This window comes from Blautia sp. AM47-4, assembly GCF_003479865.1.
GTDB classification, from domain to species: Bacteria; Bacillota; Clostridia; order Lachnospirales; family Lachnospiraceae; genus Fusicatenibacter; species Fusicatenibacter saccharivorans.
The window spans coordinates 1-21,505 of record NZ_QUHY01000008.1 but is presented as its reverse complement, the minus strand read 5'-3'; the positions used below and the strand labels follow the sequence as shown (position 1 = coordinate 21,505).

The window sequence follows — 21,505 nt, the reverse complement described above, 5'->3', positions numbered from 1 at the left end:
GCTACACCCCATAAGAGAAATACCTTCTCCAAAAGAGCCAGCGTACCCCGCTGGCTCTTTTACTATATAAAAATCCAATAAACACAATCGTTACATGTGTTCAGAAAAAGGTTGTATTACATGGCGGTGTGGGGTAAAATATAAGGAATGAATGATTGAGAAAGACAGAGGCGTTAGTTCATGGATAAAACAAGAATGCAGCAGTATATGTCACAGATGCGGGCGATGTTCAACAAGCATGCGCTCTACAGCGATGAATCCCCGCAGTATCAGATTCCGTTTGAGCCTAACCCGGGCGATACGGTGAAGATCCGGTTCCGTACCCTGAAAAATAATGTAGATGCGGTTTATTTCATCAGCGGTTCCACCCGTGCACAGATGCAGGTCGGTTTGGTCCGGAACGGTTTTGATTATTACGAGATCGAGATTCCGGTCGGAAATGAGCCGATCCGCTATTTTTTTGAGATTCAGGCAGGCCGCGTGGTCTGTTATTACAACAAGCTCGGTGTCACAAGAGAGCTGCAGGAGATGTACTCTTTCGGCATTATCCCGGGCTTCCATACGCCGGACTGGGCGAAGGGCGCTGTCATGTATCAGATTTTTGTGGACCGCTTCTGCAACGGAGATCCGTCCAACGATGTGCTGACGGGAGAGTACAGCTACATTGGTGAGCAGGTCAACAAGGTGGATGACTGGAACCGCTTCCCGGAGCAGATGGATGTCCGCAATTTCTACGGCGGCGATCTGCAGGGCGTCATTGACAAGATGAATTATCTGCAGGATCTCGGTGTGCAGGTCATTTATCTGAATCCGGTGTTTGTTTCGCCATCGAACCATAAGTATGATATTCAGGATTATGACTATATTGATCCGCATTTCGGAAAGATTGTCTCCGACGAAGGCGATCTGCTCTGGCCGGGCGACAAGGACAATACGCGGGCAACGCGGTATATTGACCGTGTGACGAACAAGGCGAACCTGGAGGCGAGCAATGAACTGTTTATCCACCTGGTGGAGGAGGCGCACAAGCGCGGCATGAAGGTGATTCTGGACGGCGTTTTCAACCACTGTGGTTCGTTTAACAAGTGGCTGGACCGCGAGCGGATTTACGAGGCCGGAAAGGGCTATGAGCCGGGCGCGTATGTGGCGCAGGACAGTCCGTATCACACGTTTTTTAAGTTTTATAATGAGCATAACTGGCCGTACAATGAGTTTTATGACGGCTGGTGGGGCCATGATACGCTGCCGAAGCTGAACTACGAGGGCTCGGAGAAGCTGATGGAGGATATTATGCGCATCGGCGCGAAGTGGGTTTCTCCGCCGTTTAATGCGGACGGCTGGCGGCTGGATGTGGCCGCTGACTTAGGACACAGCCCGGAGTTTAACCACAAGTTCTGGAAGGAGTTCCGGCGCGTTGTGAAGGAGGCGAATCCGGAGGCGATTATTCTGGCGGAGCACTACGGCGATGCGATGAGCTGGCTGCAGGGCGACGAGTGGGATACGGTGATGAACTATGATGCGTTTATGGAGCCGGTTTCCTGGTTCCTCACGGGTATGGAGAAGCACAGTGATGAGTTTAACCAGGGACTTCTCGGAAACAGTGAGAGTTTTATCGGGGCGATGACGTATCATATGCCGGCGTTTTATGCGCCTTCGCTGTATACGGCGATGAATGAGCTGGATAATCATGATCATTCGCGGTTCCTCACGAGAACGAATCATCGTGTGGGGCGTGTGGCGAATGTTGGGCCGTATGCGGCTGCGGAGAATACGAATAAGGCGGTGCTGCGCGAGGCGGTTGTGATTCAGATGACGTGGCCGGGGGCGCCGACGCTGTATTATGGGGATGAGGCCGGCCAGGTCGGGTTTACGGATCCGGATAACCGGAGGACGTATCCCTGGGGACAGGCGGATCAGGAGCTGATCCGATTCTATAAAGAAATGATTGCGGTGCATCGGAGATTTCCGGTGCTGGCGATGGGATCGCTGAAATTTTTGTACCATGATTATAATGTGCTTTCTTATGGACGGTTTAATCAGGAGGAGCAGGTAATTGTGGTGATTAATAACCGGAATGAGAGGGTGCATGTGGAGATTCCGGTGTGGCTTACCGGGATTAACCGGAGTTCGGTGGCGAAGCTGACGCAGGTGTTTGCGACGGATGCGGTGGGATTTTCTTCGGAGGAGAAAGAAATCGAGGCACCGGCGGGCATACTGGAGATGGATTTGCTGCCGTTATCGGGAGTGGTACTGCATAGATGCGAGGAGTGACGGACGCCTCGCCGCCGCATCACGCAAGACTGAACGGGCGGCGGCGAGGCTGGTAGTGGGGACGGGAAGTTGAAAAATAGAAATGGAAAAAGAGCTCCGATTCGTATGAATCAGAGCTCTTAATCGTGCCGCAAACCGGGATCGAACCGGTACGGGTATCACTACCCACGGGATTTTAAGTCCCGGGCGTCTGCCAGTTCCGCCACTGCGGCATATGGACGGAGATGGATTCGAACCATCGAAGCAATTTGCAGCAGATTTACAGTCTGTCCCCTTTGGCCACTCGGGAATCCGTCCATGTATTTTGTTTTGTGTCAGAATGACTTCCGACATTGATTGATTATACTGGATGTGGAGCAAAAATGCAAGTGTTTTTTTGAAAAAATAAGAAAAAAGTTGAAAGGGGGGAGCGGGTCAGGTATAATATGATATATATGGGCTTCTATATTGAGAAATAAACAACCTGAAAATGGAGGGCATAGGGTAACTATGATTAAAATTAAGGATTATATCCGTGCGGGGTCGCTGGAAGAGGCGTATGAGCTGAATCAGAAGAGAAGCGCCTGTATTTTAGGCGGAATGCTCTGGACGAAGATGGGAGAGCGACAGGTGCAGACGGCAATTGATCTTTCCGGACTCGGACTGGATCAGATTGAAGAGTCGGAAGAGGAGTTTTCCATCGGATGCATGGTGACGCTGCGGCAGATGGAGGAGCATGAGGGGCTGAATGCTTATACCGACGGTGCGGCACGGGAGAGTGTGCGGAGTATTGTCGGGGTGCAGTTCCGGAATCTGGCTACGGTGGGAGGCAGTATTTTCGGCAGATTTGGATTTTCGGATGTGCTGACGCTGTTTCTGGCGCTGGATACGGAGGTGGAGCTGGTTCATGCGGGACGGATGCCGCTGGCGGAGTTTGCCTGTTCAAAGAGAGACAGGGATGTGCTGGTAAGGCTGATTGTGAAGAAGCATGAGGGTGTTACGGTTTATCAGAGTCATCGAAATTCCAGAACGGATTTCCCGGTGCTGACGTGTGCGGTGCGGGTGGAAGACGGAAAAGGATGTGCGGTGCTTGGGGCAAGACCGGCGAAGGCGGCACGTGTAGAGCTTCCGGCGGAGCTGGCGGAAAAGCTGGCGGCTGGAAAGGCATCTGCGGAGGAGCTGAAAGCGGCGGCTTCAGAGATTTCTGATCAGTTTACGTATGGCAGTAATATGCGCGGAAGTGCAGAGTATCGTCATCATCTGGGACGGGTGCTGCTGCGCAGATGTATGGAAGAAATTCAGAAGAAGGAGGAGCAGTGATGAAGATTTCGATGATCTTAAATGGAAAGAAGACGGAAGCGGAAATTGATGCAGACATGCTCCTGATCGATTTTGTGAGAAGCCAGGGATGCTACAGTGTGAAGCGCGGCTGTGAGACGTCGAACTGCGGGCTGTGTACGGTTTTTCTGGAGGGAAAACCGGTGCTGTCGTGTTCGGTGCTTGCGGCGCGGGCGAATGGATGTAAGGTGGATACGCTGGAAGGCCTGCAGGAGGAAGCAGAAGAATTTGGTTCCTTTATTGCCGGACAGGGCGCCGAGCAGTGCGGGTTCTGCAATCCGGGGATGATTATGAATGCGATTGCGCTGTTCCGGGAAAATCCGGATCCGAGTGAGGAAGAAATTAAAGAATATCTGGCGGGAAATCTCTGCCGCTGTTCCGGATATGAAGGACAGCTTCGGGGAATTTTGAATTTCCTTGCCTGGAAAAAGCAGCAGGGAGGTGCGTCATGAGCAGAGAAAATCATATCTATGAACCGGACTGGTCGGGAAGAACCGATCAGCTCTGCAGTGTGAATAAGCCGGTGATCAAAAAGGATGCCCTCGCGCTGGTAACCGGAAAGCCGGTTTATGTAGATGATCTGGCGCCGAAGGATTGTCTGATTGTCAAGGTACTGCGGAGTCCGCATGCCAATGCAATCGTAAAATCCGTGAAAAAGACGGCAGCAGAGCGTGTTCCGGGCATTGAGGCGATTTATACCTGGGAGGATGTGCCGAAACAGCGTTTTACAATGGCAGGACAGACCTACCCGGAACCAAGCCCGTATGACCGTCTGATCCTCGATCAGCATGTGCGCTACGTGGGAGATCCGGTGGCGATTATTGCCGGAAAAGATGAAAAATGCGTGGACCGTGCGCGGAAGCTCCTGAAAGTAGAGTACGAAGTGCTTCCGGCCATTCTGGATTTTCATCAGTCCAAGGATAATGAACTGCTGGTGCATCCGGAGGAAAGCTGGAAATCGCTCTGTCCGGTCGGTGCGGACAATCAGAGAAATCTCTGTGCAAGTGCGGAAGATCACAACGGAGATGTGGAAGCCGTGCTCGCAGAGTGCGATGAGGTCGTAGAGCATACGTATCATGTACGCGCAGCCCAGCAGGCGATGATGGAGACGTTCCGGACATACTGCTTTATGGATACCTACGGACGGCTGAATGTGCTGAGTTCGACCCAGATCGTTTACCATGCGCGCCGCATTCTGTCCAATGCACTCGGCATTCCGAAATCGAAGATCCGTGTTTCCAAGCCGAGAATCGGCGGCGGATTCGGAGCGAAGCAGACGGTGGTTGCCGAAATTTTCCCGGCGTTTGTAACCTGGAAAACCGGAAAACCGTCGAAAATGATCTTTACGAGAGAAGAGTCCCAGACAGCATCCACACCGCGCCATGAGATGGAAGTAACGATCCGCCTCGGTGCGATGAAGGATGGAAGAATCCGTGCGATCGATCTGTATACACTTTCCAACACGGGTGCATACGGCGAGCATGGACCGACAACGGTCGGCCTTTCCGGCCACAAATCGATTCCGATGTATGGATCTCTTGAGGCTTACCGGTTTGCGTATGATGTTGTGTATTCCAACGTAATGTCAGCCGGTGCTTACCGCGGATACGGTGCGACGCAGGGTATCTTTGCCGTAGAATCTGCTGTCAGTGAGATGGCAGCGCGTCTTGGCATCGATCCGATCCGGATCCGGGAGCAGAATATGGTCCGTGAGGGACAGTTCATGCCGGCTTACTATGGCGAAACGGCAAACAGCTGTGCGCTTGACCAGTGCGTGGAGCGTGCGAAAGAGATGATCGGCTGGGATGAGAAATATCCGTGCCGTGATATGGGAGATGGAAAGGTGCGCAGCGTCGGCATTGCGATGGCGATGCAGGGTTCCTGTATTTCCAATCTCGATGTCGGATCGGCAACGATCAAAGTCAACGACGACGGCGGATATACGATGCTGATCGCAGCGGCCGATATGGGAACCGGCTGCGATACGATTCTGTCCCAGATGGCGGCAGAGTGTCTGGAGTGTGATGTGGATGACATTACCGTTGTCGGCGCAGATACCGATACGTCCCCGTATGACTCCGGTTCCTATGCATCGAGTACGACGTATATTACCGGAAAAGCGGTGGAAAAAGCCTGCATGACGCTTCGGAAACGAATCTGTGCCCTGGCGGCAGAGCGGATGAACGTGCCGGAAGATGAGACAGAATTTACCGGTACCGGCGTCGTGCATGAAAAGAGCGGAAGCAGCATGACGATGGAAGAAATCGCAACAGCGGCCATGTGCAATAACGGCATCGCGCTGGAAGCGACGGAAAGCAACTGCTCTCCGGTATCGCCGCCGCCTTATATGGCTGGTGCGGTCGAGATCGAGCTGGATAAAGAGACCGGCGAGGTCAGGATTCTCGATTATGCCGCCGTTGTCGACTGCGGAACCGTCATCAACCCGAACCTTGCGCGCGTACAGGTCGAGGGCGGTCTGGTGCAGGGCATCGGCATGACGCTGTTTGAAAATATCCAGTACACGGACAAGGGTCAGATGATCAATAATTCGTTTATGCAGTATAAAGTGCCGACCCGCCTCGATATGGGCAAGCTGCGCGTCGAGTTTCGGAGCAGCTACGAGCCGACCGGTCCGTTCGGTGCAAAATCGATCGGCGAGATCGTCATCAACACACCGGCTCCGGCGCTGGCACATGCAATCTACAATGCGACGGGTCTGTGGTTCCGCGAACTGCCGATCACGAGCGAGCAGATTGCAATGGGAATTGCGGAAAAAGAATGCGAGTAACGATACTTTATCTGGCAGCCGGGAACAGCAGACGGTTCGGGGAAAATAGCTGCTCTATCCGCTGGATGGAAAGGCGGTGTACCGCCATCTGCTGGACCGGCTGGCCCAAATTGCCGGAAGGCATGAGAACTGGGAACTGCTGGTTGTGACGCAGTATGAAAGGATTCTGGAGGAGCTTGCGCCGCTGGTAAAAGCCGGGCGTCTGCAGACGGTGTTTTCGCCGGACAGCGAAAAAGGAATTTCCTATACAATCCGCGCGGGAATCGAGGCGGCGGAGAAGCAAAATGCCGATGCCTGTGCGTGTTTTGTGGCGGATCAGCCGTACCTGAAGGAAGAGACGGCGGAGCGCTTTCTGGAATCCATGGAGATGCAGAAGGCTCCACTTGGCTGCGTTTTCTGCGGCGGCGAGAGCGGCAATCCGGCGTGGTTCTCAAAACCTTATTTTTCAGAACTAAAAGAACTTTCCGGCGACCGCGGCGGAAAAAAGGTGCTGAAACGGCACTGGGAATCGGTAATTCCGTTCCGGGTCGAAGCCGCGTGGGAATTAAAGGATCTGGACCGGAAAGAGGATCTCTGATGCAGAGACACCGGCGGCTGCCATGAATAAAATTTGAGACAGTGCGAAATTTGATGGATTTGGACTTGCATTTCCAGTGAGAAGTAAGTACAATGGGTATAATAAAAATTCGGGAGGCTTCAAAAAAATGCAGTTATTGGAAGACAGAATCCGCAAAGACGGAAAAGTACGCGAGGGAAATGTCCTGAAGGTGGACAGCTTTTTAAATCATCAGATGGACGTCAATCTGTTCCGGGAAATCGGAAAAGAGTTTCAGCGTCGTTTTGCGGGAGAGGAGATCACGAAAATCCTGACCATCGAGGCATCTGGAATCGGAATTGCCTGTGTTGTGGCTGAAATTTTTAATGTTCCGGTTGTGTTTGCAAAGAAAACGCAGACCAAAAATATCGCCGGAGATGTTTATACCACAAAAGTAGAATCTTTCACCCATGGAAGAGTTTATGATATCATTGTTTCCAAAGAATTTCTGGGAAAAGGAGACAAAGTTCTCCTGATCGATGATTTCCTGGCAAACGGAAAAGCGCTGGAAGGACTGGCAACCCTGGTACAGGATTCCGGTGCAGAGCTCGTAGGAGCAGGCGTTGTCATCGAAAAAGGGTTCCAGATCGGAGGAAAACTGCTGCGTGACCGCGGCATTCATCTGGAATCTCTTGCCATCGTCGATGGTATGGATGATAAAACCGGGGAAATTACCTTCCGGAAACAGTAAGGAGGCGTCAAAATGGCAAATCTGATTGCAAGAATTGCCGTTCTTCTGGTTCTGGCGGCCGCAGGAATGGTGCTGGCCGACAGAAAAGAAAAAATTGATCTCAGTGTGTCACTGCTGCTGTTTCTGGCGGCAGTCAATGTGACCTCTTTTTTCAGCCTGAAAGATAACAGGATTGTAGTTGTCATGATTCTGACGGTATATTTTCTGTTGTACGCAGGCGCAAAAGAGCTGCTGCGGAGACGGGCAGAGAAAAAAAGAAAATGAATGCAAACCGAACATCCGGGCAGGATCGCGCTGCAGAGCGATATTGCAGAAGAACTCCATATGGAAGGGGATGCCGCAAGAATCCACCAGCTCGTCTCCCTTCTTGTGGATAACGCCGTCAAATACACACCGGAGGGTGGAAAAATCCACATTTTCTGGCGAAAAAACGGCAAAAAAGCAGAATTTTCGGTGCAGAATACCTGCGATACCCTGCCGGAAGGTGATCTCAACCGCCTCTTTGACCGCTTCTACCGTGCGGATGCGTCACGGGCCAGGGAAAGCGGCGGCTATGGAATCGGCCTTTCCGTGGCAGCTGCAATTGTAAAGGCACATAAGGGAAAAATCACCGCAGAGCGGACACGAGATGGCATCTGTTTTAAAGCAGTCTTTCCGGCAAAAGGATGAAAGAAACACAATTCCGGAAAAATGGAAAAAATGACAGCAGAGCAGGAGAGGAAGACACACAAAAAAGCAGAAATCGAAAGCTTTCAAGAGAGAAAAAACAAAACAAAAGAAAACAAAAGAAAACAAAAGGAGGAATATATGATGTTTGATTGTGGTTTACAGAATATTTTCCGGCTGAAAAACGGACAGTCCCGTTCCATCAACTGGGAAAACCGGAACGGAGAAAAAGGAAAAGGCGGCATGGCATCCAGCGATCTTGGTCCGTCCAGAAAAGGTTCCCCGTGCATCCCGAAAATAGAAGCAGGAGAGACCGTAACACTTGGTGAGATCCAGGGAGAAGGCATCATTCAGCACATCTGGATCACCGTCACAGACCGTACCAGTGAACGCAACCGTTATGTTCTGCGGGATCTTGTTCTGCGCATGTACTGGGACGATGAAGAATTCCCATCCGTTGAATGCCCGCTTGGCGATTTCTTCTGCTGCGGCTTCGGTGTTTCCTATCAGGTAAATTCCGTCCCGATTGCTGTCAATCCGACCCGTGGTTTCAACAGCTATTTCCCGATGCCGTTCCGTAAAAACGCCCGTATTACCATTGAAAATCAGTGTGATGAGCCGATTCCGGCCTTCTTTTATCAGATCGACTATTGCCTGACAACGGTTCCGGAAGATGCTGCCTATTTCCATGCCCAGTGGCGTCGTCAGCGTATCACGGAAAAGGCAAAAGACTACGTTGTCCTCGACAACATCAAAGGGAAAGGCCAGTACGTTGGAACTTATCTTGCACTGACCAGCCTCGAACGCTACTGGTACGGAGAAGGTGAGATGAAATTCTACATCGATGGAGACAAGGATTATCCAACCATCTGCGGAACCGGAACAGAAGATTATTTCGGCGGTGCCTGGAGCTTTGCAACACAGCAAAATGGCCAAACCGTCGAAAATCAGTACTGTACTCCGTATCTTGGCTATCCTTACTACTCTACCCACGATACCTTCCTTCATAATGATTACCACAATGATGATCAGATGCCACAGCGCAGCTTCTACCGCTGGCACCTTCTTGATCCTATCCTTTTTGAGAAGGATCTTAAGGTAACCCTTCAGCAGATTGGCGTCAGTCATGGAGGTCTTTTTGAACGTCAGGATGATGTCGCTACCACAGCTTACTGGTACCAGACGCATCCTCATGTACCATTCGCGCCACTCATGTCCAGAAAAGAGCGCTGGCCAAGATGATTTTTGACGCTTTTCCTATTTTATATGTTTCATGACTTTGCATATCGGCTACAAGAGTCCGTTCCGAACAAATCCGCTTCCAACGAATTTGTCCGGAAACGGCTCTTTCTTTTTTTATATGGTATTCAAAAAGCGATCCGGATTACAGAGGTCCGTCTTTTCACAAACCTTTCACATTTTCCGTCCATTCTTTAAGGTTCCTTTAAAGTTTCCTCATTATACTTAAAAATGTAAAAAACATTTCCGGAAGTAAATCAAACGAAAGGATCAATCGATTATGATGCAAAGCCAACAGATTCCCATGACCTTCCAACGGTATGAAACAAAATACATGCTTTCCCCGATCATGGCTCGCAAGCTTCGCAAGAGCCTTCCGGGTCATCTGCAGATGGATGAATACGGTCTTGATACCATCTGCAGCCTCTATTACGATACCCCGGATCACCAGCTCATCCGCCGTTCGCTGGAAAAACCCGTCTACAAAGAAAAACTGCGACTCCGCAGTTATGGTCCGGCCAAAGAGACCAGCCCCATCTACGTAGAACTAAAGAAAAAATATGAAGGAATCGTCTACAAACGCCGCGAGCGCATGATATTATCAGAAGCGGTTCCCTATCTTGCGGGAAAATCAGAACCGGGCTTTGACAGCCAGATTCTTCACGAAATCACCTGGTTTCGTAACTACTACCGGGGGCTTGCTCCCGCTATGTACATCGCCTACGACCGTATCGCCTGCTTCGGCACGGAAGACAGGAACTTTCGTGTCACCTTCGACACTAATATCCGATGGCGTACCGACAATCTGTGTCTTGACGGTCCAACGGAAGGAACCAGACTTTTAGAACCAGGCTGGTATCTCATGGAGGTGAAAACACCAGGTGCTGTGCCCCTATGGTTCAGCAAAATTCTGGATGATCTTGCAATCTATCCGGCATCATTTTCTAAATACGGCTTTGCCTATCAGATCGAAAATCAGAAAGCATCAGAAGAAAAAGCTTTCATACCATTCACAGATATCCGGCAAACCGTATCAAAAACAGCATTCCGTTAGCTGAATCAGGTAAGTCCTCTGCGGCCATTGCGAAAAGCAAGAAGCAGTGGGTGGACTTACAGCTTGCGAAAAGCCTTTTTCAAACATAATCTGCTTCACAAAAAAAGAAAATGTAACTATTCAGAGCCATGCAAAATAGAAGAAAAATCGCGAATCATGCTTGCATGAATGAGCGGTTTTTCTGGAACTTCATATGGCGAGAAGCAACATCGCGATGTAGCGTAAGCGGAATCGAGATGGGGCTCTGAATAGACAAGAAAATAAAAAAATTCTGGGAGGAATTTGCTATGCTTAACACAATATTCAGTTCCGTTTTTACAGAAACAATCGCCGCCTTCACCTTTGGTCAGTTCCTTGCCTGCACAGCAGTGTCTCTGATTCTGGGACTGTTGATCGCTGCTGTTTACAGGTACAAAAGTGAATGCACCAAAAGCTTTGCTGTCACGCTTGTTCTGATGCCTGTGATCGTACAGATGGTGATCATGCTCGTCAATGGAAATCTTGGAACCGGAGTCCCTTGATTATACCAGTGTTTTTGACGATATCTTTGCCAGGTATCTGACCCGTTGCGAGCTTGTACAGGTAAAAACCACGAATATGGGAAGTCTTTTCAAGCTGGAGTATCGCATCGTATTCCGCGAGGAAGGCGAAGAGAAAAACATGATTGACCAGCTCCGCTGCAGAAACGGAAACCTTGAAATCCTGTGCAGTCGTGCACAGACCGGAAGGGAGGAATTATAATGAATCGAAACAGAAATAAAAACAGAAAAAAAGAGACCGGCGCGGTCGTCAGTCTGTTTCTTGTATCATCGCTGGCCTTCGGCGGATGCGGCACAGCAGTGACATCTTCCAGCTCTGTAAATGCCGAATCTGCCCGTACAGAGTCAACCGGCGAAACATCTGCCGACAACGCGGCGGCCACATCAGAGAGCATAGCTTCGGAAAATGCAATAGAAAGTGCCTCCGACATTGATTTCGATCTGGAACTGACCGAATCCACCATCGATACCGAATTCACAGACCGTGAGAAGAGCGGAAGCTATAAAGCATCAGAAGCCGTAAAAATTACACTTAATAAGACGACAGCTACCGTCTCCGGCAGCGGAGCCAAAGCAGACGGCAGCACAATTACCATTACGGAAGAAGGCGTTTACATCGTAAGCGGAACACTTGAGGATGGCCAGATTATCGTAGACGCATCCGATTTCGACAAGGTTCAGATCGTACTCGATGGAGTCCATATCAACTGTGAGACGAATGCTGCCATCTACGTTCGCGAAGCGGACAAAGTTTTCATCACGCTTGCTGAAAACAGCAGCAACACGCTTGGCGGTGGAAACGAGTACACTCAGATTGACGACAACACGGTAGACGGCGTTATCTTCTCCAAATCAGATCTTGTCTGCAACGGGACAGGAAGTCTGACCATCGAGGCAGACTACAAGCACGGGATTGTATCCAAAGATGACCTTGTGATTACCGGCGGAACCTACAAAATCGCCGCTGCAGACAACGGGATCACAGCCAAAGATCAGATTAAAATTCTGGATGGAAGCTTTGATATTGATGCTGCAAACAGTGCGGTCAAAGCGAAGAATACGGATGACACAGAGCTTGGAAATATCTATATTGCCGGTGGAATTTTTACGATCGAGGCGGAACAGGACGGCTTCCATGCAACCGGCAGCATTGTTGTCGATGACGGAACCATCACCGTAAACTCCGGTGATGACGGTTTCCATGCGGATCTCGACACCGTCATTCATGGCGGAACGATCCTTGTTGAAAAAAGCTACGAAGGACTGGAAGGAAAACGCGTTGTGGTCAATGGTGGTGACATTACCATAAACGCCAGCGACGATGGCATCAATGCCGCAAATTCCGGCGACGATGGCACCAACGCCATAAATCCTGGCGCCAATGCGGCCGGTTCCGGTGACGATGACAGCAATGCCGCAAGCTCAAACAACGATAGCAGTGCTGCCGTAAACTCCGGTGATGATAGCAGCATATCCGGTGCGGCAGACGGAAAGGAACCTCCGCAAATGCCGCCTGATACAGAAAACGGAAGCGATATGCAGCCATCGCAGGACTTCGATCCGGAGAACGCTCCGTCTGGCGGAAATGCGCCGCAGAACTTCGATCCGGGGAATGCTCCTTCTGACGGCGATGCTCCACAGATGATGCAGGGAGGCCCCGGCGGCGGGGGAAACTCTGAGCTTTACATTAAAATTGCCGGCGGAACCCTGACCGTATCCGCCGATGGTGATGGTCTTGATTCCAACGGCGGTCTTCTCGTGACCGGCGGAACTACGATCGTGTACGGGCCGACCAGCGATGGTGACAGTGCCCTCGATTACGACGGAAGTGCAATTGTGACCGGCGGAACCTTAGCTGCTATCGGCAGTGCCGGCATGACGGAAAGCTTCGACGAAGCTTCCACCCAGCCCGTTATCACCTATTACTGTACGGAAACCCAGTCCGCTGACACTATCATCACACTGACAGACAGCGATGGAAGTGCCCTCTTCACGGTCACACCCGAAAAAGCCTACGCCAGCATCGTTTTGACCTGCCCAGAAATGAAACTGGACGCAACGTATACTCTGGCTGCCGGTACCGACAACGAAGAGATCATCCTCACGGACATCATCACCACCGCCGGAACCCGGTCTGTTAAAACGATGAGCGATCCCGAAGGTGGAAAAATGCCAAATAACAGCGACAACAAAGGAATTAGGAATTCCGCCTTCAAAACCAAGCAACACGGCTGAGTGAACCGTTATAGTTCATTCAGCACCGGAACATTTGCTGTTCCGGTGCGTAAGAAAGTGATTCTACTCATGATTCTACCGTGGCTGTCTTCCTACTTCCAATTTGCCGTATTCTGTGCTAAAATAACCTCACAAGAAAAGAGGTAGAAAAATCATGTATGATAAACTGACCGAAAACGATATTAAAAAAATGCAGGAAGAAATCGACTACCGCAAACTGGTTGTCCGTCCAAAAGAACTCGAGGCTGTAAAAGAAGCCCGTGCCCAGGGCGATCTCAGCGAAAACTTTGAGTACAAAGCTGCCAAACAGGACAAAAACCGCAACGAAAGCCGCATCCGCTATCTGGAAAAAATGATCAAAACCGCTCACGTTATTTCAGATACCTCAAAGGACGATGAAGTCGGCATCAACAATACCGTCCAGGTTTACATCGAAGAAGATGATGAGACAGAAACCTACAAACTTGTCACCACCGTTCGTGGTAATTCTCTCAAAGGATACGTCAGTATCGACTCGCCATTAGGAAAAGCCATTCTGGGTCATAAAGTCGGCGACCGCGTCACTGTAAAAGTAAGCGATGCCTATAGTTATGATCTCATCATCAAATCCATCGAAAACACTGCGGATACCGATGATGAACTCCGCAGCTATTAAAGGACAGAAAGAAAGGAAAATACCAGTCATGGAAAAAATTGCAAGCTTTACGATCGACCATATCAAACTTAAACCAGGCATTTACGTTTCAAGAAAAGACCACGTAGGTGACAGCATCATCACCACCTTCGACCTGAGAATGACCTCCCCAAATGATGAGCCCGTCATGAACACCGCCGAAGTCCACACCATCGAGCACCTCGGAGCCACCTTCCTCCGTAACCATGAGCAGTGGAAAGACAAAACTGTATACTTCGGCCCAATGGGCTGCCGCACCGGTTTCTACCTATTGCTGGCCGGAGATTACACCTCCAGAGACATCGTCCCGCTCGTCACCGAAATGTATGAATTCATCCGCGATTTCAAAGGCGAAGTTCCGGGCGCATCCCCGAAAGACTGCGGAAACTATCTGGACATGAACCTCTCCATGGCCAACTACCTCGGCAAAAAATACCTGGATGAAGTCCTGTACGGAATCGACGACTCCCGTCTCGTCTATCCAGAATAAACCATAAAAAATAACACAGGGGGAAAACAAAACATGAGAACCATGGAAAACGAAAATCTGCGCGTGCAGATCAGCGATCACGGCGCAGAACTTAGCAGCATCTACGATAAAGCGGCTGACCGTGAGGCAGTCTGGATCGGCGATCCGGCCTTCTGGAACCGCCACGCACCGGTCCTGTTCCCGTTCGTCGGAAAAGTAAACGGCGGCTTCTACACCCATAAAGGAGTCAAATACCCGATGGGCCAGCACGGTTTCGCCCGCGACAACGAATTCGAGTGCATCGAAAACACCGAAAACAAAACAGTACACCGCCTGGTATCGACCGAAGAAACAAAAAAAGTCTACCCGTTCGATTTTGCCTTCACCGTAACCCAGGAACTCTCCGGCAGAACCCTGACCATAACCTGGAACGTAGAAAACACCGGTGATGATGATATGTACTTCTCCGTCGGCGGACATCCTGCATTCATGATTCCGGAACAGTATGACATCGTCTTCAACAAAGGCCTGGAAAACCACACCGAGACCGAACTCGAATACGTCCTGATCGACCCGGAAACAGCAGGCGTCGATGTCGCACATCCGAGAAAACTGAAACTTCAGGACGGCAGAATCCCGTACACCAGAACCCTTTTCGACGAGGACGCCCTGATCTTCGACAACACCCAGGTCGAGCGCGTCGGCGTAGAAGTGGATGGAAAACCGTACGTCACTCTCACCTGCAAAGGCTTCCCGAGCGTCGGCGTATGGTCCAAGCCAAAAGCAGATGCCCCGTTCGTGTGCCTCGAGCCATGGATCGGCCGCTGCGACAACGTCGGCTTTGACGGCGAATTAAAAGACAAATACGGCGAACAGCACCTGAAAGCCGGTGAAACTTTCCAGGCAGGCTACACCATCACCATCGGAGAATAAGGACCCGAAAAAAAAGAAAAACCTCCGAAGTACAGCGAAAAGAACACGATTCCTGTACTTCGGGGGTTGAAATTTTACGGTTTCTTTACTATAATTAGCATCAAACCCAAAAAACGCATGTAGTTCATCATGCACAGAAGAAAAAACAGGAGGGAACGTTCTTGAAAAGAGAAACGGTTATCGTACTTGATTTTGGCGGTCAGTACAATCAGTTAATTGCAAGACGTGTACGTGAGTGCAACGTTTACTGTGAGATTTATTCTTACAAAACAGACATCGAAAAGATCAAAGAAATTCAGCCGAAAGGTATTATCTTCACCGGCGGCCCGAACAGCGCATATCTGCCGGATTCCCCGACTTATACAAAAGAAATTTTTGAACTTGGAATCCCGATCCTCGGCATCTGCTACGGATCACAGCTGATGATGCATCTGCTCGGCGGAAAAGTAGAAGTAGCACCGGTCAGAGAATATGGAAAAATTGAGGTAACTGTAGATACCAGTTCCGCACTGTTTGAGAACGTATCCGAAAAAACCATCTGCTGGATGAGCCACAACGACTACATCTCCAAAGCAGCTCCGGGATTCGAAATCATCGCCCATACGGATGACTGTCCGGTAGCAGCCGTTGCAAACGTAGAGAAAAACCTCTATGCAACTCAGTTTCATCCAGAAGTTCTGCACACCAAAGAAGGAAAGAAAATGCTTTCCAACTTTGTATACAATGTCTGCCGCTGCGCCGGCGACTGGCACATGGACTCCTTCGTAGAAGAATCCATCAAAGCTATCCGCGAAAAAGTAGGCGACGGAAAAGTCCTCTGCGCACTGTCCGGCGGAGTCGATTCCTCCGTAGCAGCTGTTATGCTTTCCAAAGCAGTCGGAAACCAGCTGACCTGCGTATTCGTAGATCACGGCCTGCTGCGTAAAAACGAGGGCGATGAAGTGGAAGCAGTCTTCGGACCGGACGGCCCATACGACCTGAATTTCATCCGCGTCAACGCACAGGAGCGTTTCTATGCAAAATTAAAAGGCGTAGAAGAGCCGGAGAGAAAACGTAAAATCATCGGCGAAGAGTTCATCCGCGTCTTCGAAGAAGAAGCAAAGAAAATTGGTGCTGTAGACTTCCTGGTACAGGGAACCATCTACCCAGACGTTGTAGAGAGCGGCGTCGGCGGAGAATCCACCGTCATCAAATCCCATCATAACGTCGGAGGACTGCCGGACTACGTAGATTTCAAAGAAATCATCGAGCCGCTGCGCAACCTCTTCAAAGACGAAGTAAGAAAAGCCGGCCTTGAGCTCGGCATCCCGGAATACCTTGTATTCCGTCAGCCATTCCCGGGCCCGGGACTTGGCATCCGTATCATCGGCGAAGTAACCGCCGAGAAAGTCAAAATGGTACAGGACGCCGACGCGATCTGGCGCGAAGAAATCGACAAAGCCGGAATCGCTCACGAAATCGGCCAGTACTTCGCAGCCCTGACCAACATGCGCTCCGTCGGAGTCATGGGAGATGAAAGAACCTACGATTACGCCATCGCCCTCCGCGCCGTCACCACCACCGATTTCATGACCGCCGAAAGCGCCGAAATCCCGTGGGATGTCATCGGAAGAACAACCAGTCGAATCGTAAACGAAGTCAAACACATCAACCGCGTCATGTACGATTGCACCGGAAAACCACCGGCAACGATCGAGTTTGAATAAATCGAGTTGCTTAAAAAAGCCAGTGTTTATGCGGGTTTCAGCGATTTCGATTAGTCTTTTGATAACAAATTGATAACAGTCATAGCAAGTGCCATTATTCTTGTTATCCAGTGGTTTATGGGTAACGGAACAATTAACAGGTGGCTTGCAGACTAAAGTTCGGAGCTTGGCTCTGAACAAATTCCATATTATAAACTAAGCCCTTAGCTGTGGTTAATAACCATAGTTAAGGGCTTTTTTGTCGTTGCCAAAGCATCTGTAGGGAGCTGCCAGTGGCAGGTCCTGTAGGTGCTTATTTATCTTTCAAGTGGTCTTTGAATGCTTCCACGAGAGCGTCACTTAATTCCTGTGATGGAACTTTTGCCCAACGCTGTGTGGTGTCGAACTCTGGATAATGGTAACGCCAGTTATCGTATTCTTCTCTGTTGATTTCTTCGGAAGATAGCTTGTCTGCCTGTTCTTTCCAAGCATACAGCATTTTGAGGAGTTCATATGCTTCTCTGCCTTTGTCCTTGTTGACCTTTAAGCATACCTCTCCGTCTGCTTCACTGACAGTAAGACCGTAAATATCTTCAAGGGTAAACAGAGTGTGCATAAGACCGATATAGCTGTCTATGTCAGGAACATCAAGAGCCTGTGGAGAAACATCAAGCACCTGTGCCAATGCATTTGTAAGGTCTGCTTTCGGTTTGCGTGTACCAGTTTCGTACTGTGCCAAACGCACATCAGCACTCTTTTCTGGAAAACCGATTGCTGTACCGAGATACTTTTGTGTCATACCACGCATTAGTCTGAAAAAATGTATTCTTTCGCTGATAGCCATAATGATACGCTCCTTTTATATTTAGTGAAATAAGTATAGCAGAAATGTTTAGTGGAAGTCAAGAAAAACCGAAACAAAAATGTTTAATATTTTCTTTGCAACCACTTGACAATAGCAAATATGTTTAGTAAAATAAATTACGAATTAAACAAATATGCTTAATGCGACAACTGAATGACCGTCCGAAAAGCCAAACCGCCAAGACCTCGTCGGAGCAAGTTCCGTATCGTTCGCTTGTGTGCAAGCACAAAAGCTCATTCGCTGCACTGCTCCTCCTCTTCCCCAAAAGTCTCCGACTTTTCGGGAACCCCTATACGAGCGAGCGCCTGATGTACTGCGGTGCATTGGGACAGCACAGCGCCTGCCGACAAGCAGGAGTGCCTGTTGGAACTTTAACACGGAGAAAGCGGCAAGCAAAAAATTATTTTAAGAAAGGAAGAAAAAGGATATGGAAAACAGATTTATCCGAGCCGAAGATGTGGCTCAGGAACTAAACGTATCAAAACCTTATGCATATAAACTCATCAGACAATTAAATGAGGAATTGAAAGCAAAGGGCTTTATTACGATTGCAGGGCGTGTAAATCGCCAGTATTTTTACGAAAGGCTCTACGGAGCAGGAAAGGGGGAAATGTAAATGCCGGTATTTAAGAATGAAGATAACGGTACTTGGTATGTGATGGCAAGGTATGTGAACTGGAAAGGGGAACGCAAGCAGAAATGCAAGCGTGGCTTTGCTACCAAACGAGAAGCACAGGAATGGGAAAGAATGTTCAAATTGCAGACTTCTTCAGACCTTGATATGAGTTTTGAAGCCTTTACGGAGCTTTATATCAATGATGTGAAGAACCGTTTGAAGGAAAACACGTGGCTTACCAAAGAGCATATCATACGCACAAAGATACTTCCGTATTTCGGGAAACTGAAAATCAGCGAGATTTCCACAAAGGAGATTATTACTTGGCAGAATGAAATGCTTGCCTATCGTGATGAGAAGAAAAAGCCTTATTCACAGACGTATCTGAAAACGCTGCACAATCAGTTGTCCGCCATTTTCAATCACGCTGTCCGCTACTATGAACTGCGTTCCAATCCTGCGGCAAAGGTGGGAAATATGGGACGTGAGGAACACAAGGAAATGCTGTTCTGGACAAAGGAAGAATACAAGAAATTCTCTTTTGAGATGATGGACAAGCCTGTTTCCTTTTATGCGTTTGAAATGCTTTACTGGTGCGGTATCCGAGAGGGCGAGCTGTTAGCTTTGACTCCGGCAGATTTCAACTTTGATAAGGAAACAGTCACAATCAATAAATCCTATCAGCGTTTGAAAGGGCAGGATGTGATTACTTCTCCGAAAACGAAAAAGAGCAACCGCACGATTAAAATGCCGAAGTTTCTGTGTGAGGAAATGAAAGAATATCTCGGTATGCTTTACGGATTGAAGAAGAAAGACCGTATCTTTACGGTGACGAAAAGCTATCTTCATCACGAGATGGACAGAGGGGCAAAGGCGGCAGGCGTGAAGCGTATCCGCATTCACGATCTCCGTCACAGCCACATTTCACTCTTGATTGATATGGGCTTTTCTGCGGTGGCGATTGCTGACCGAGTTGGTCACGAAAGTATTGATATTACTTATCAGTACGCACACCTCTTTCCGTCAAAGCAGATTGAGATGGCAGAAAAATTAGATGATTTAGGGAAAGGAGATTTTGAAAATGTCAGCTAAGAACAGAGATAACAAAAATCGTTGGAGGAATATCACAGTAGGGTTTCGAGTATCGCCCGAAGAAAACGAACTCATTAACAGAGCTGTAGCTCTATCAGGATTGCCAAAACAGGAGTATTGTTACCGCCGTTGCTTAAATCAGGATGTGGTGGTACAGGGCAATCCGAGAGTGTATAAGGCGTTGAAAACGGAATTTGCCACAGTCCTTGCGGAACTGAAAAGGATTGAAGCAGGAAAAGGTGTGGATGATGAACTGCTGAGTGTAATAGAACTGATTTCCATTATTCTCGGCGGTTTGAAAGGAGAGGATGCGAATGGAGAATAAAAAAGAAATGACTATTCCAAATGTATCTGCGGCAACAGATGCGGAACAGTCACTTTCCAAATGTACTGACAATAGTATAGTCAATCAGGATACGGATTTCAAGGGGTACGAGCAATCTTTTGAAGAAATGCAAAGGGAAATACTCAGACAGTTAGACCCTTCCTATCTGAAAACAGTATCAATGACAACGCTGTATGATACGGTGTTTGAGGTTCAGACACCACTTATCGACGGTCTGCTCCAAAGGGGAACTTACCTTTTCGTAGGTTCCCCGAAAGTGGGAAAGAGCTTTATGATGGCACAGCTTGCCTATCATATCAGCACAGGCACACCGCTTTGGGAGTATAAGGTGCGTAAGGCAACGGTGCTTTATTTTGCCCTTGAAGATGATTACCCACGTTTGCAGAAGCGATTGTTTCAGATGTTCGGTGCAAAGGAGACAGGCAATCTGTATTTCGCAACGGAATGTAAAACGGTCAATGGCGGACTGGAAGAACAGATAAGAGGGTTTATGAGGGAACACCCAGACACAGGCTTGATTATCATAGACACCTTAAAGCGTGTGCGTGAAGCAGGCGGAGCAGATTACAGCTACGCAAGTGATTATGATGTTGTGGCAAGGCTGAAAGCGTTGGCAGACAGTTACAAGGTTTCAATGCTTATTGTTCATCATACACGCAAACAAAAATCGGAAGATATATTCGATATGATTTCAGGCACGAATGGTCTGATGGGTGCGGCAGACGGTGCATTTGTTCTCAGTAAGGACAAGCGTACTTCCAACAATGCCACACTTGATGTTGCTGGCAGAGACCAGCAGGATATGAAAATCCATCTTGTAAGGGACAGCGAGCGATTGGTGTGGAACTTTGCAAAATCGGAAACGGAGATGTGGAAAGAACCGCCCGAACCTCTGCTTGAGAAGATAGCGGATACGCTCTTTTCGGAAAGTGACAGATGGGAAGGAACTGCTTCGGAACTTTGCGAAAGGCTTGCGGTGGATATAAAGCCGAATGTACTTTCTTTAAGGCTCAGTATCAACGCAAGCAGGCTGTTTCGTGATTACGGTATCCGTTATCAGAACAGCCGCACACACGACGGAAGAAAGGTTTCACTTTGGAAAGAAACCGAGCAGACGGCGTGACAAACGGTGTCAAAGGTGTCAATGTTTTTGAGAGCAGCACGCTGTGAAAAACATTGTCACCATCGTCACACTTTGACACCGGATAAAGTTTAGGGGAGTGTGCAGAGAGTGCCTTTTCAAAGGCGGCTCTTTGGTCTCGCCTGCTGGCTCGGTCGGTTCGCAGGCGTGTGTGCCACCGGCACACGCTCACCCCTCGGAGAGCCTTCGGAGCGCAAAACCTGTTTACAGGTCGCATTTTTGATGGGTGTACCCGTCAAAAGTGCTTTTGCGTTACTTTTGACAAAAGATAACAAACCTGAGAATGTTGA

Annotated in this window: 22 protein-coding genes and 2 tRNA genes; 21 read left to right on the top strand and 3 right to left on the bottom strand. The window is 49.1% G+C overall.

Annotated elements, in window-relative coordinates; genetic code table 11:
- The first annotated feature begins 180 nt into the window (after positions 1-180).
- Positions 181-2,271, top strand: coding sequence for a glycoside hydrolase family 13 protein (locus DW965_RS07235; RefSeq protein ID WP_118659192.1), 2,091 nt, complete (start codon positions 181-183; stop codon positions 2,269-2,271).
- Positions 2,272-2,397: 126 nt separating this feature from the next.
- On the opposite strand, the gene DW965_RS07230 is transcribed toward DW965_RS07235, so the two are convergent.
- Together DW965_RS07230 and DW965_RS07225 are read right to left on the bottom strand one after the other, a co-directional pair.
- A tRNA-Leu gene (locus DW965_RS07230) sits at positions 2,398-2,483 on the bottom strand.
- Between the two features lie 3 nt (positions 2,484-2,486).
- A tRNA-Tyr gene (locus tag DW965_RS07225) sits at positions 2,487-2,568 on the bottom strand.
- A 192-nt stretch (positions 2,569-2,760) separates the two neighbouring features.
- On the opposite strand from DW965_RS07225, the gene DW965_RS07220 reads away from it, so the two are divergent.
- The 16 genes from DW965_RS07220 to guaA all read left to right on the top strand — a co-directional run bounded on the left by DW965_RS07220 (position 2,761) and on the right by guaA (position 17,176).
- Positions 2,761-3,570 carry an FAD binding domain-containing protein gene (locus DW965_RS07220; RefSeq protein ID WP_118742250.1) on the top strand — a complete coding sequence of 270 codons (810 nt, stop codon included), beginning with the start codon at positions 2,761-2,763 and terminating at the stop codon, positions 3,568-3,570.
- Complete coding sequence (locus DW965_RS07215; protein ID WP_022462114.1) at positions 3,570-4,040, top strand: (2Fe-2S)-binding protein; 471 nt, start codon at positions 3,570-3,572, stop codon at positions 4,038-4,040. The genes DW965_RS07220 and DW965_RS07215 overlap by 1 nt, the downstream gene beginning before the upstream one ends.
- Entirely contained in the window at positions 4,037-6,376 is a 2,340-nt protein-coding gene (locus DW965_RS07210) for a xanthine dehydrogenase family protein molybdopterin-binding subunit (RefSeq protein WP_118600693.1), read from the top strand. The genes DW965_RS07215 and DW965_RS07210 overlap by 4 nt, the downstream gene beginning before the upstream one ends.
- 76 nt (positions 6,377-6,452) lie before the next feature.
- Positions 6,453-6,953, top strand: coding sequence for a nucleotidyltransferase family protein (locus DW965_RS07205; RefSeq protein ID WP_243036478.1), 501 nt, complete (start codon positions 6,453-6,455; stop codon positions 6,951-6,953).
- Between the two features lie 127 nt (positions 6,954-7,080).
- The gene (locus tag DW965_RS07200) at positions 7,081-7,662 is read left to right on the top strand and encodes a xanthine phosphoribosyltransferase (protein ID WP_055218716.1); all 582 of its coding nucleotides are present in this window, start codon (positions 7,081-7,083) and stop codon (positions 7,660-7,662) included.
- A 12-nt stretch (positions 7,663-7,674) separates the two neighbouring features.
- Positions 7,675-7,926, top strand: coding sequence for a hypothetical protein (locus DW965_RS07195; RefSeq protein ID WP_022462118.1), 252 nt, complete (start codon positions 7,675-7,677; stop codon positions 7,924-7,926).
- Complete coding sequence (locus DW965_RS07190; protein WP_118750296.1) at positions 7,927-8,331, top strand: sensor histidine kinase; 405 nt, start codon at positions 7,927-7,929, stop codon at positions 8,329-8,331. It begins immediately after the preceding gene.
- Between the two features lie 141 nt (positions 8,332-8,472).
- Positions 8,473-9,570 (top strand): glycoside hydrolase family 172 protein, encoded by a 1,098-nt coding sequence (locus tag DW965_RS07185; RefSeq protein WP_118750303.1) that lies wholly within the window; start codon positions 8,473-8,475, stop codon positions 9,568-9,570.
- A 277-nt stretch (positions 9,571-9,847) separates the two neighbouring features.
- Complete coding sequence (locus tag DW965_RS07180; RefSeq protein ID WP_118640004.1) at positions 9,848-10,621, top strand: polyphosphate polymerase domain-containing protein; 774 nt, start codon at positions 9,848-9,850, stop codon at positions 10,619-10,621.
- 287 nt (positions 10,622-10,908) lie between these two features.
- The gene (locus DW965_RS22510; RefSeq protein WP_330420985.1) at positions 10,909-11,142 is read left to right on the top strand and encodes a hypothetical protein; all 234 of its coding nucleotides are present in this window, start codon (positions 10,909-10,911) and stop codon (positions 11,140-11,142) included.
- On the top strand, positions 11,114-11,362 hold the full coding sequence (locus tag DW965_RS22505) for a hypothetical protein (protein ID WP_330410107.1): 249 nt from the start codon (positions 11,114-11,116) through the stop codon (positions 11,360-11,362). The genes DW965_RS22510 and DW965_RS22505 overlap by 29 nt, the downstream gene beginning before the upstream one ends.
- Positions 11,362-13,395: a carbohydrate-binding domain-containing protein gene (locus tag DW965_RS07170; RefSeq protein ID WP_119198184.1), complete on the top strand. Its 2,034-nt coding sequence runs from the start codon at positions 11,362-11,364 to the stop codon at positions 13,393-13,395. Before DW965_RS22505 ends, DW965_RS07170 begins: the two co-directional genes overlap by 1 nt.
- Positions 13,396-13,549: 154 nt before the next feature.
- A complete protein-coding gene (locus tag DW965_RS07165) occupies positions 13,550-14,050 on the top strand; it encodes a GreA/GreB family elongation factor (RefSeq protein ID WP_022462124.1) in 501 nt (166 codons plus the stop codon).
- Between the two features lie 28 nt (positions 14,051-14,078).
- Positions 14,079-14,558 (top strand): S-ribosylhomocysteine lyase, encoded by a 480-nt coding sequence (locus DW965_RS07160; protein ID WP_119198183.1) that lies wholly within the window; start codon positions 14,079-14,081, stop codon positions 14,556-14,558.
- Positions 14,559-14,591: 33 nt separating this feature from the next.
- Positions 14,592-15,470: an aldose 1-epimerase family protein gene (locus DW965_RS07155; RefSeq protein ID WP_055218725.1), complete on the top strand. Its 879-nt coding sequence runs from the start codon at positions 14,592-14,594 to the stop codon at positions 15,468-15,470.
- Positions 15,471-15,631: 161 nt separating this feature from the next.
- Complete coding sequence (gene guaA / locus DW965_RS07150) at positions 15,632-17,176, top strand: glutamine-hydrolyzing GMP synthase (protein WP_055218727.1); 1,545 nt, start codon at positions 15,632-15,634, stop codon at positions 17,174-17,176.
- Between the two features lie 292 nt (positions 17,177-17,468).
- Here guaA and DW965_RS07145 read toward each other — a convergent pair whose 3' ends face one another.
- Positions 17,469-17,999, bottom strand: a complete 531-nt coding sequence (locus DW965_RS07145; RefSeq protein ID WP_009247529.1) for a helix-turn-helix domain-containing protein — start codon at positions 17,997-17,999, stop codon at positions 17,469-17,471.
- 448 nt (positions 18,000-18,447) lie between these two features.
- Here DW965_RS07145 and DW965_RS07140 point away from each other — a divergent pair, with 448 nt between their 5' ends.
- The 4 genes from DW965_RS07140 to DW965_RS07125 are packed head-to-tail and all read left to right on the top strand — an operon-like array spanning position 18,448 to position 21,197.
- Positions 18,448-18,636 (top strand): transcriptional regulator, encoded by a 189-nt coding sequence (locus tag DW965_RS07140; RefSeq protein ID WP_009247528.1) that lies wholly within the window; start codon positions 18,448-18,450, stop codon positions 18,634-18,636.
- Positions 18,637-19,728 (top strand): site-specific integrase, encoded by a 1,092-nt coding sequence (locus tag DW965_RS07135; protein WP_009247527.1) that lies wholly within the window; start codon positions 18,637-18,639, stop codon positions 19,726-19,728.
- Positions 19,718-20,053, top strand: coding sequence for a plasmid mobilization protein (locus DW965_RS07130; protein ID WP_009247526.1), 336 nt, complete (start codon positions 19,718-19,720; stop codon positions 20,051-20,053). The genes DW965_RS07135 and DW965_RS07130 overlap by 11 nt, the downstream gene beginning before the upstream one ends.
- A complete protein-coding gene (locus DW965_RS07125) occupies positions 20,043-21,197 on the top strand; it encodes an AAA family ATPase (protein WP_009247525.1) in 1,155 nt (384 codons plus the stop codon). The genes DW965_RS07130 and DW965_RS07125 overlap by 11 nt, the downstream gene beginning before the upstream one ends.
- Positions 21,198-21,505: the final 308 nt, after the last annotated feature.

Excerpts from the sequence above, each read along its gene's own strand:
- DW965_RS07200 (WP_055218716.1), top strand. The coding sequence starts at position 7,081 with ATGCAGTTATTGGAAGACAGAATCCGCAAAGACGGAAAAGTACGCGAG.
- DW965_RS07140 (WP_009247528.1), top strand. The coding sequence starts at position 18,448 with ATGGAAAACAGATTTATCCGAGCCGAAGATGTGGCTCAGGAACTAAAC.
- DW965_RS07170 (WP_119198184.1), top strand. The coding sequence starts at position 11,362 with ATGAATCGAAACAGAAATAAAAACAGAAAAAAAGAGACCGGCGCGGTC.
- DW965_RS07180 (WP_118640004.1), top strand. The coding sequence starts at position 9,848 with ATGATGCAAAGCCAACAGATTCCCATGACCTTCCAACGGTATGAAACA.
- DW965_RS07215 (WP_022462114.1), top strand. The coding sequence starts at position 3,570 with ATGAAGATTTCGATGATCTTAAATGGAAAGAAGACGGAAGCGGAAATT.
- DW965_RS22510 (WP_330420985.1), top strand. The coding sequence starts at position 10,909 with ATGCTTAACACAATATTCAGTTCCGTTTTTACAGAAACAATCGCCGCC.
- DW965_RS07135 (WP_009247527.1), top strand. The coding sequence starts at position 18,637 with ATGCCGGTATTTAAGAATGAAGATAACGGTACTTGGTATGTGATGGCA.
- DW965_RS07165 (WP_022462124.1), top strand. The coding sequence starts at position 13,550 with ATGTATGATAAACTGACCGAAAACGATATTAAAAAAATGCAGGAAGAA.
- DW965_RS07235 (WP_118659192.1), top strand. The coding sequence starts at position 181 with ATGGATAAAACAAGAATGCAGCAGTATATGTCACAGATGCGGGCGATG.
- DW965_RS07195 (WP_022462118.1), top strand. The coding sequence starts at position 7,675 with ATGGCAAATCTGATTGCAAGAATTGCCGTTCTTCTGGTTCTGGCGGCC.
- DW965_RS07125 (WP_009247525.1), top strand. The coding sequence starts at position 20,043 with ATGGAGAATAAAAAAGAAATGACTATTCCAAATGTATCTGCGGCAACA.
- DW965_RS22505 (WP_330410107.1), top strand. The coding sequence starts at position 11,114 with ATGGAAATCTTGGAACCGGAGTCCCTTGATTATACCAGTGTTTTTGAC.
- DW965_RS07210 (WP_118600693.1), top strand. The coding sequence starts at position 4,037 with ATGAGCAGAGAAAATCATATCTATGAACCGGACTGGTCGGGAAGAACC.
- DW965_RS07145 (WP_009247529.1), bottom strand. The coding sequence starts at position 17,999 with ATGGCTATCAGCGAAAGAATACATTTTTTCAGACTAATGCGTGGTATG.
- DW965_RS07130 (WP_009247526.1), top strand. The coding sequence starts at position 19,718 with ATGTCAGCTAAGAACAGAGATAACAAAAATCGTTGGAGGAATATCACA.
- DW965_RS07185 (WP_118750303.1), top strand. The coding sequence starts at position 8,473 with ATGTTTGATTGTGGTTTACAGAATATTTTCCGGCTGAAAAACGGACAG.
- DW965_RS07190 (WP_118750296.1), top strand. The coding sequence starts at position 7,927 with ATGCAAACCGAACATCCGGGCAGGATCGCGCTGCAGAGCGATATTGCA.
- DW965_RS07160 (WP_119198183.1), top strand. The coding sequence starts at position 14,079 with ATGGAAAAAATTGCAAGCTTTACGATCGACCATATCAAACTTAAACCA.
- DW965_RS07220 (WP_118742250.1), top strand. The coding sequence starts at position 2,761 with ATGATTAAAATTAAGGATTATATCCGTGCGGGGTCGCTGGAAGAGGCG.
- DW965_RS07155 (WP_055218725.1), top strand. The coding sequence starts at position 14,592 with ATGAGAACCATGGAAAACGAAAATCTGCGCGTGCAGATCAGCGATCAC.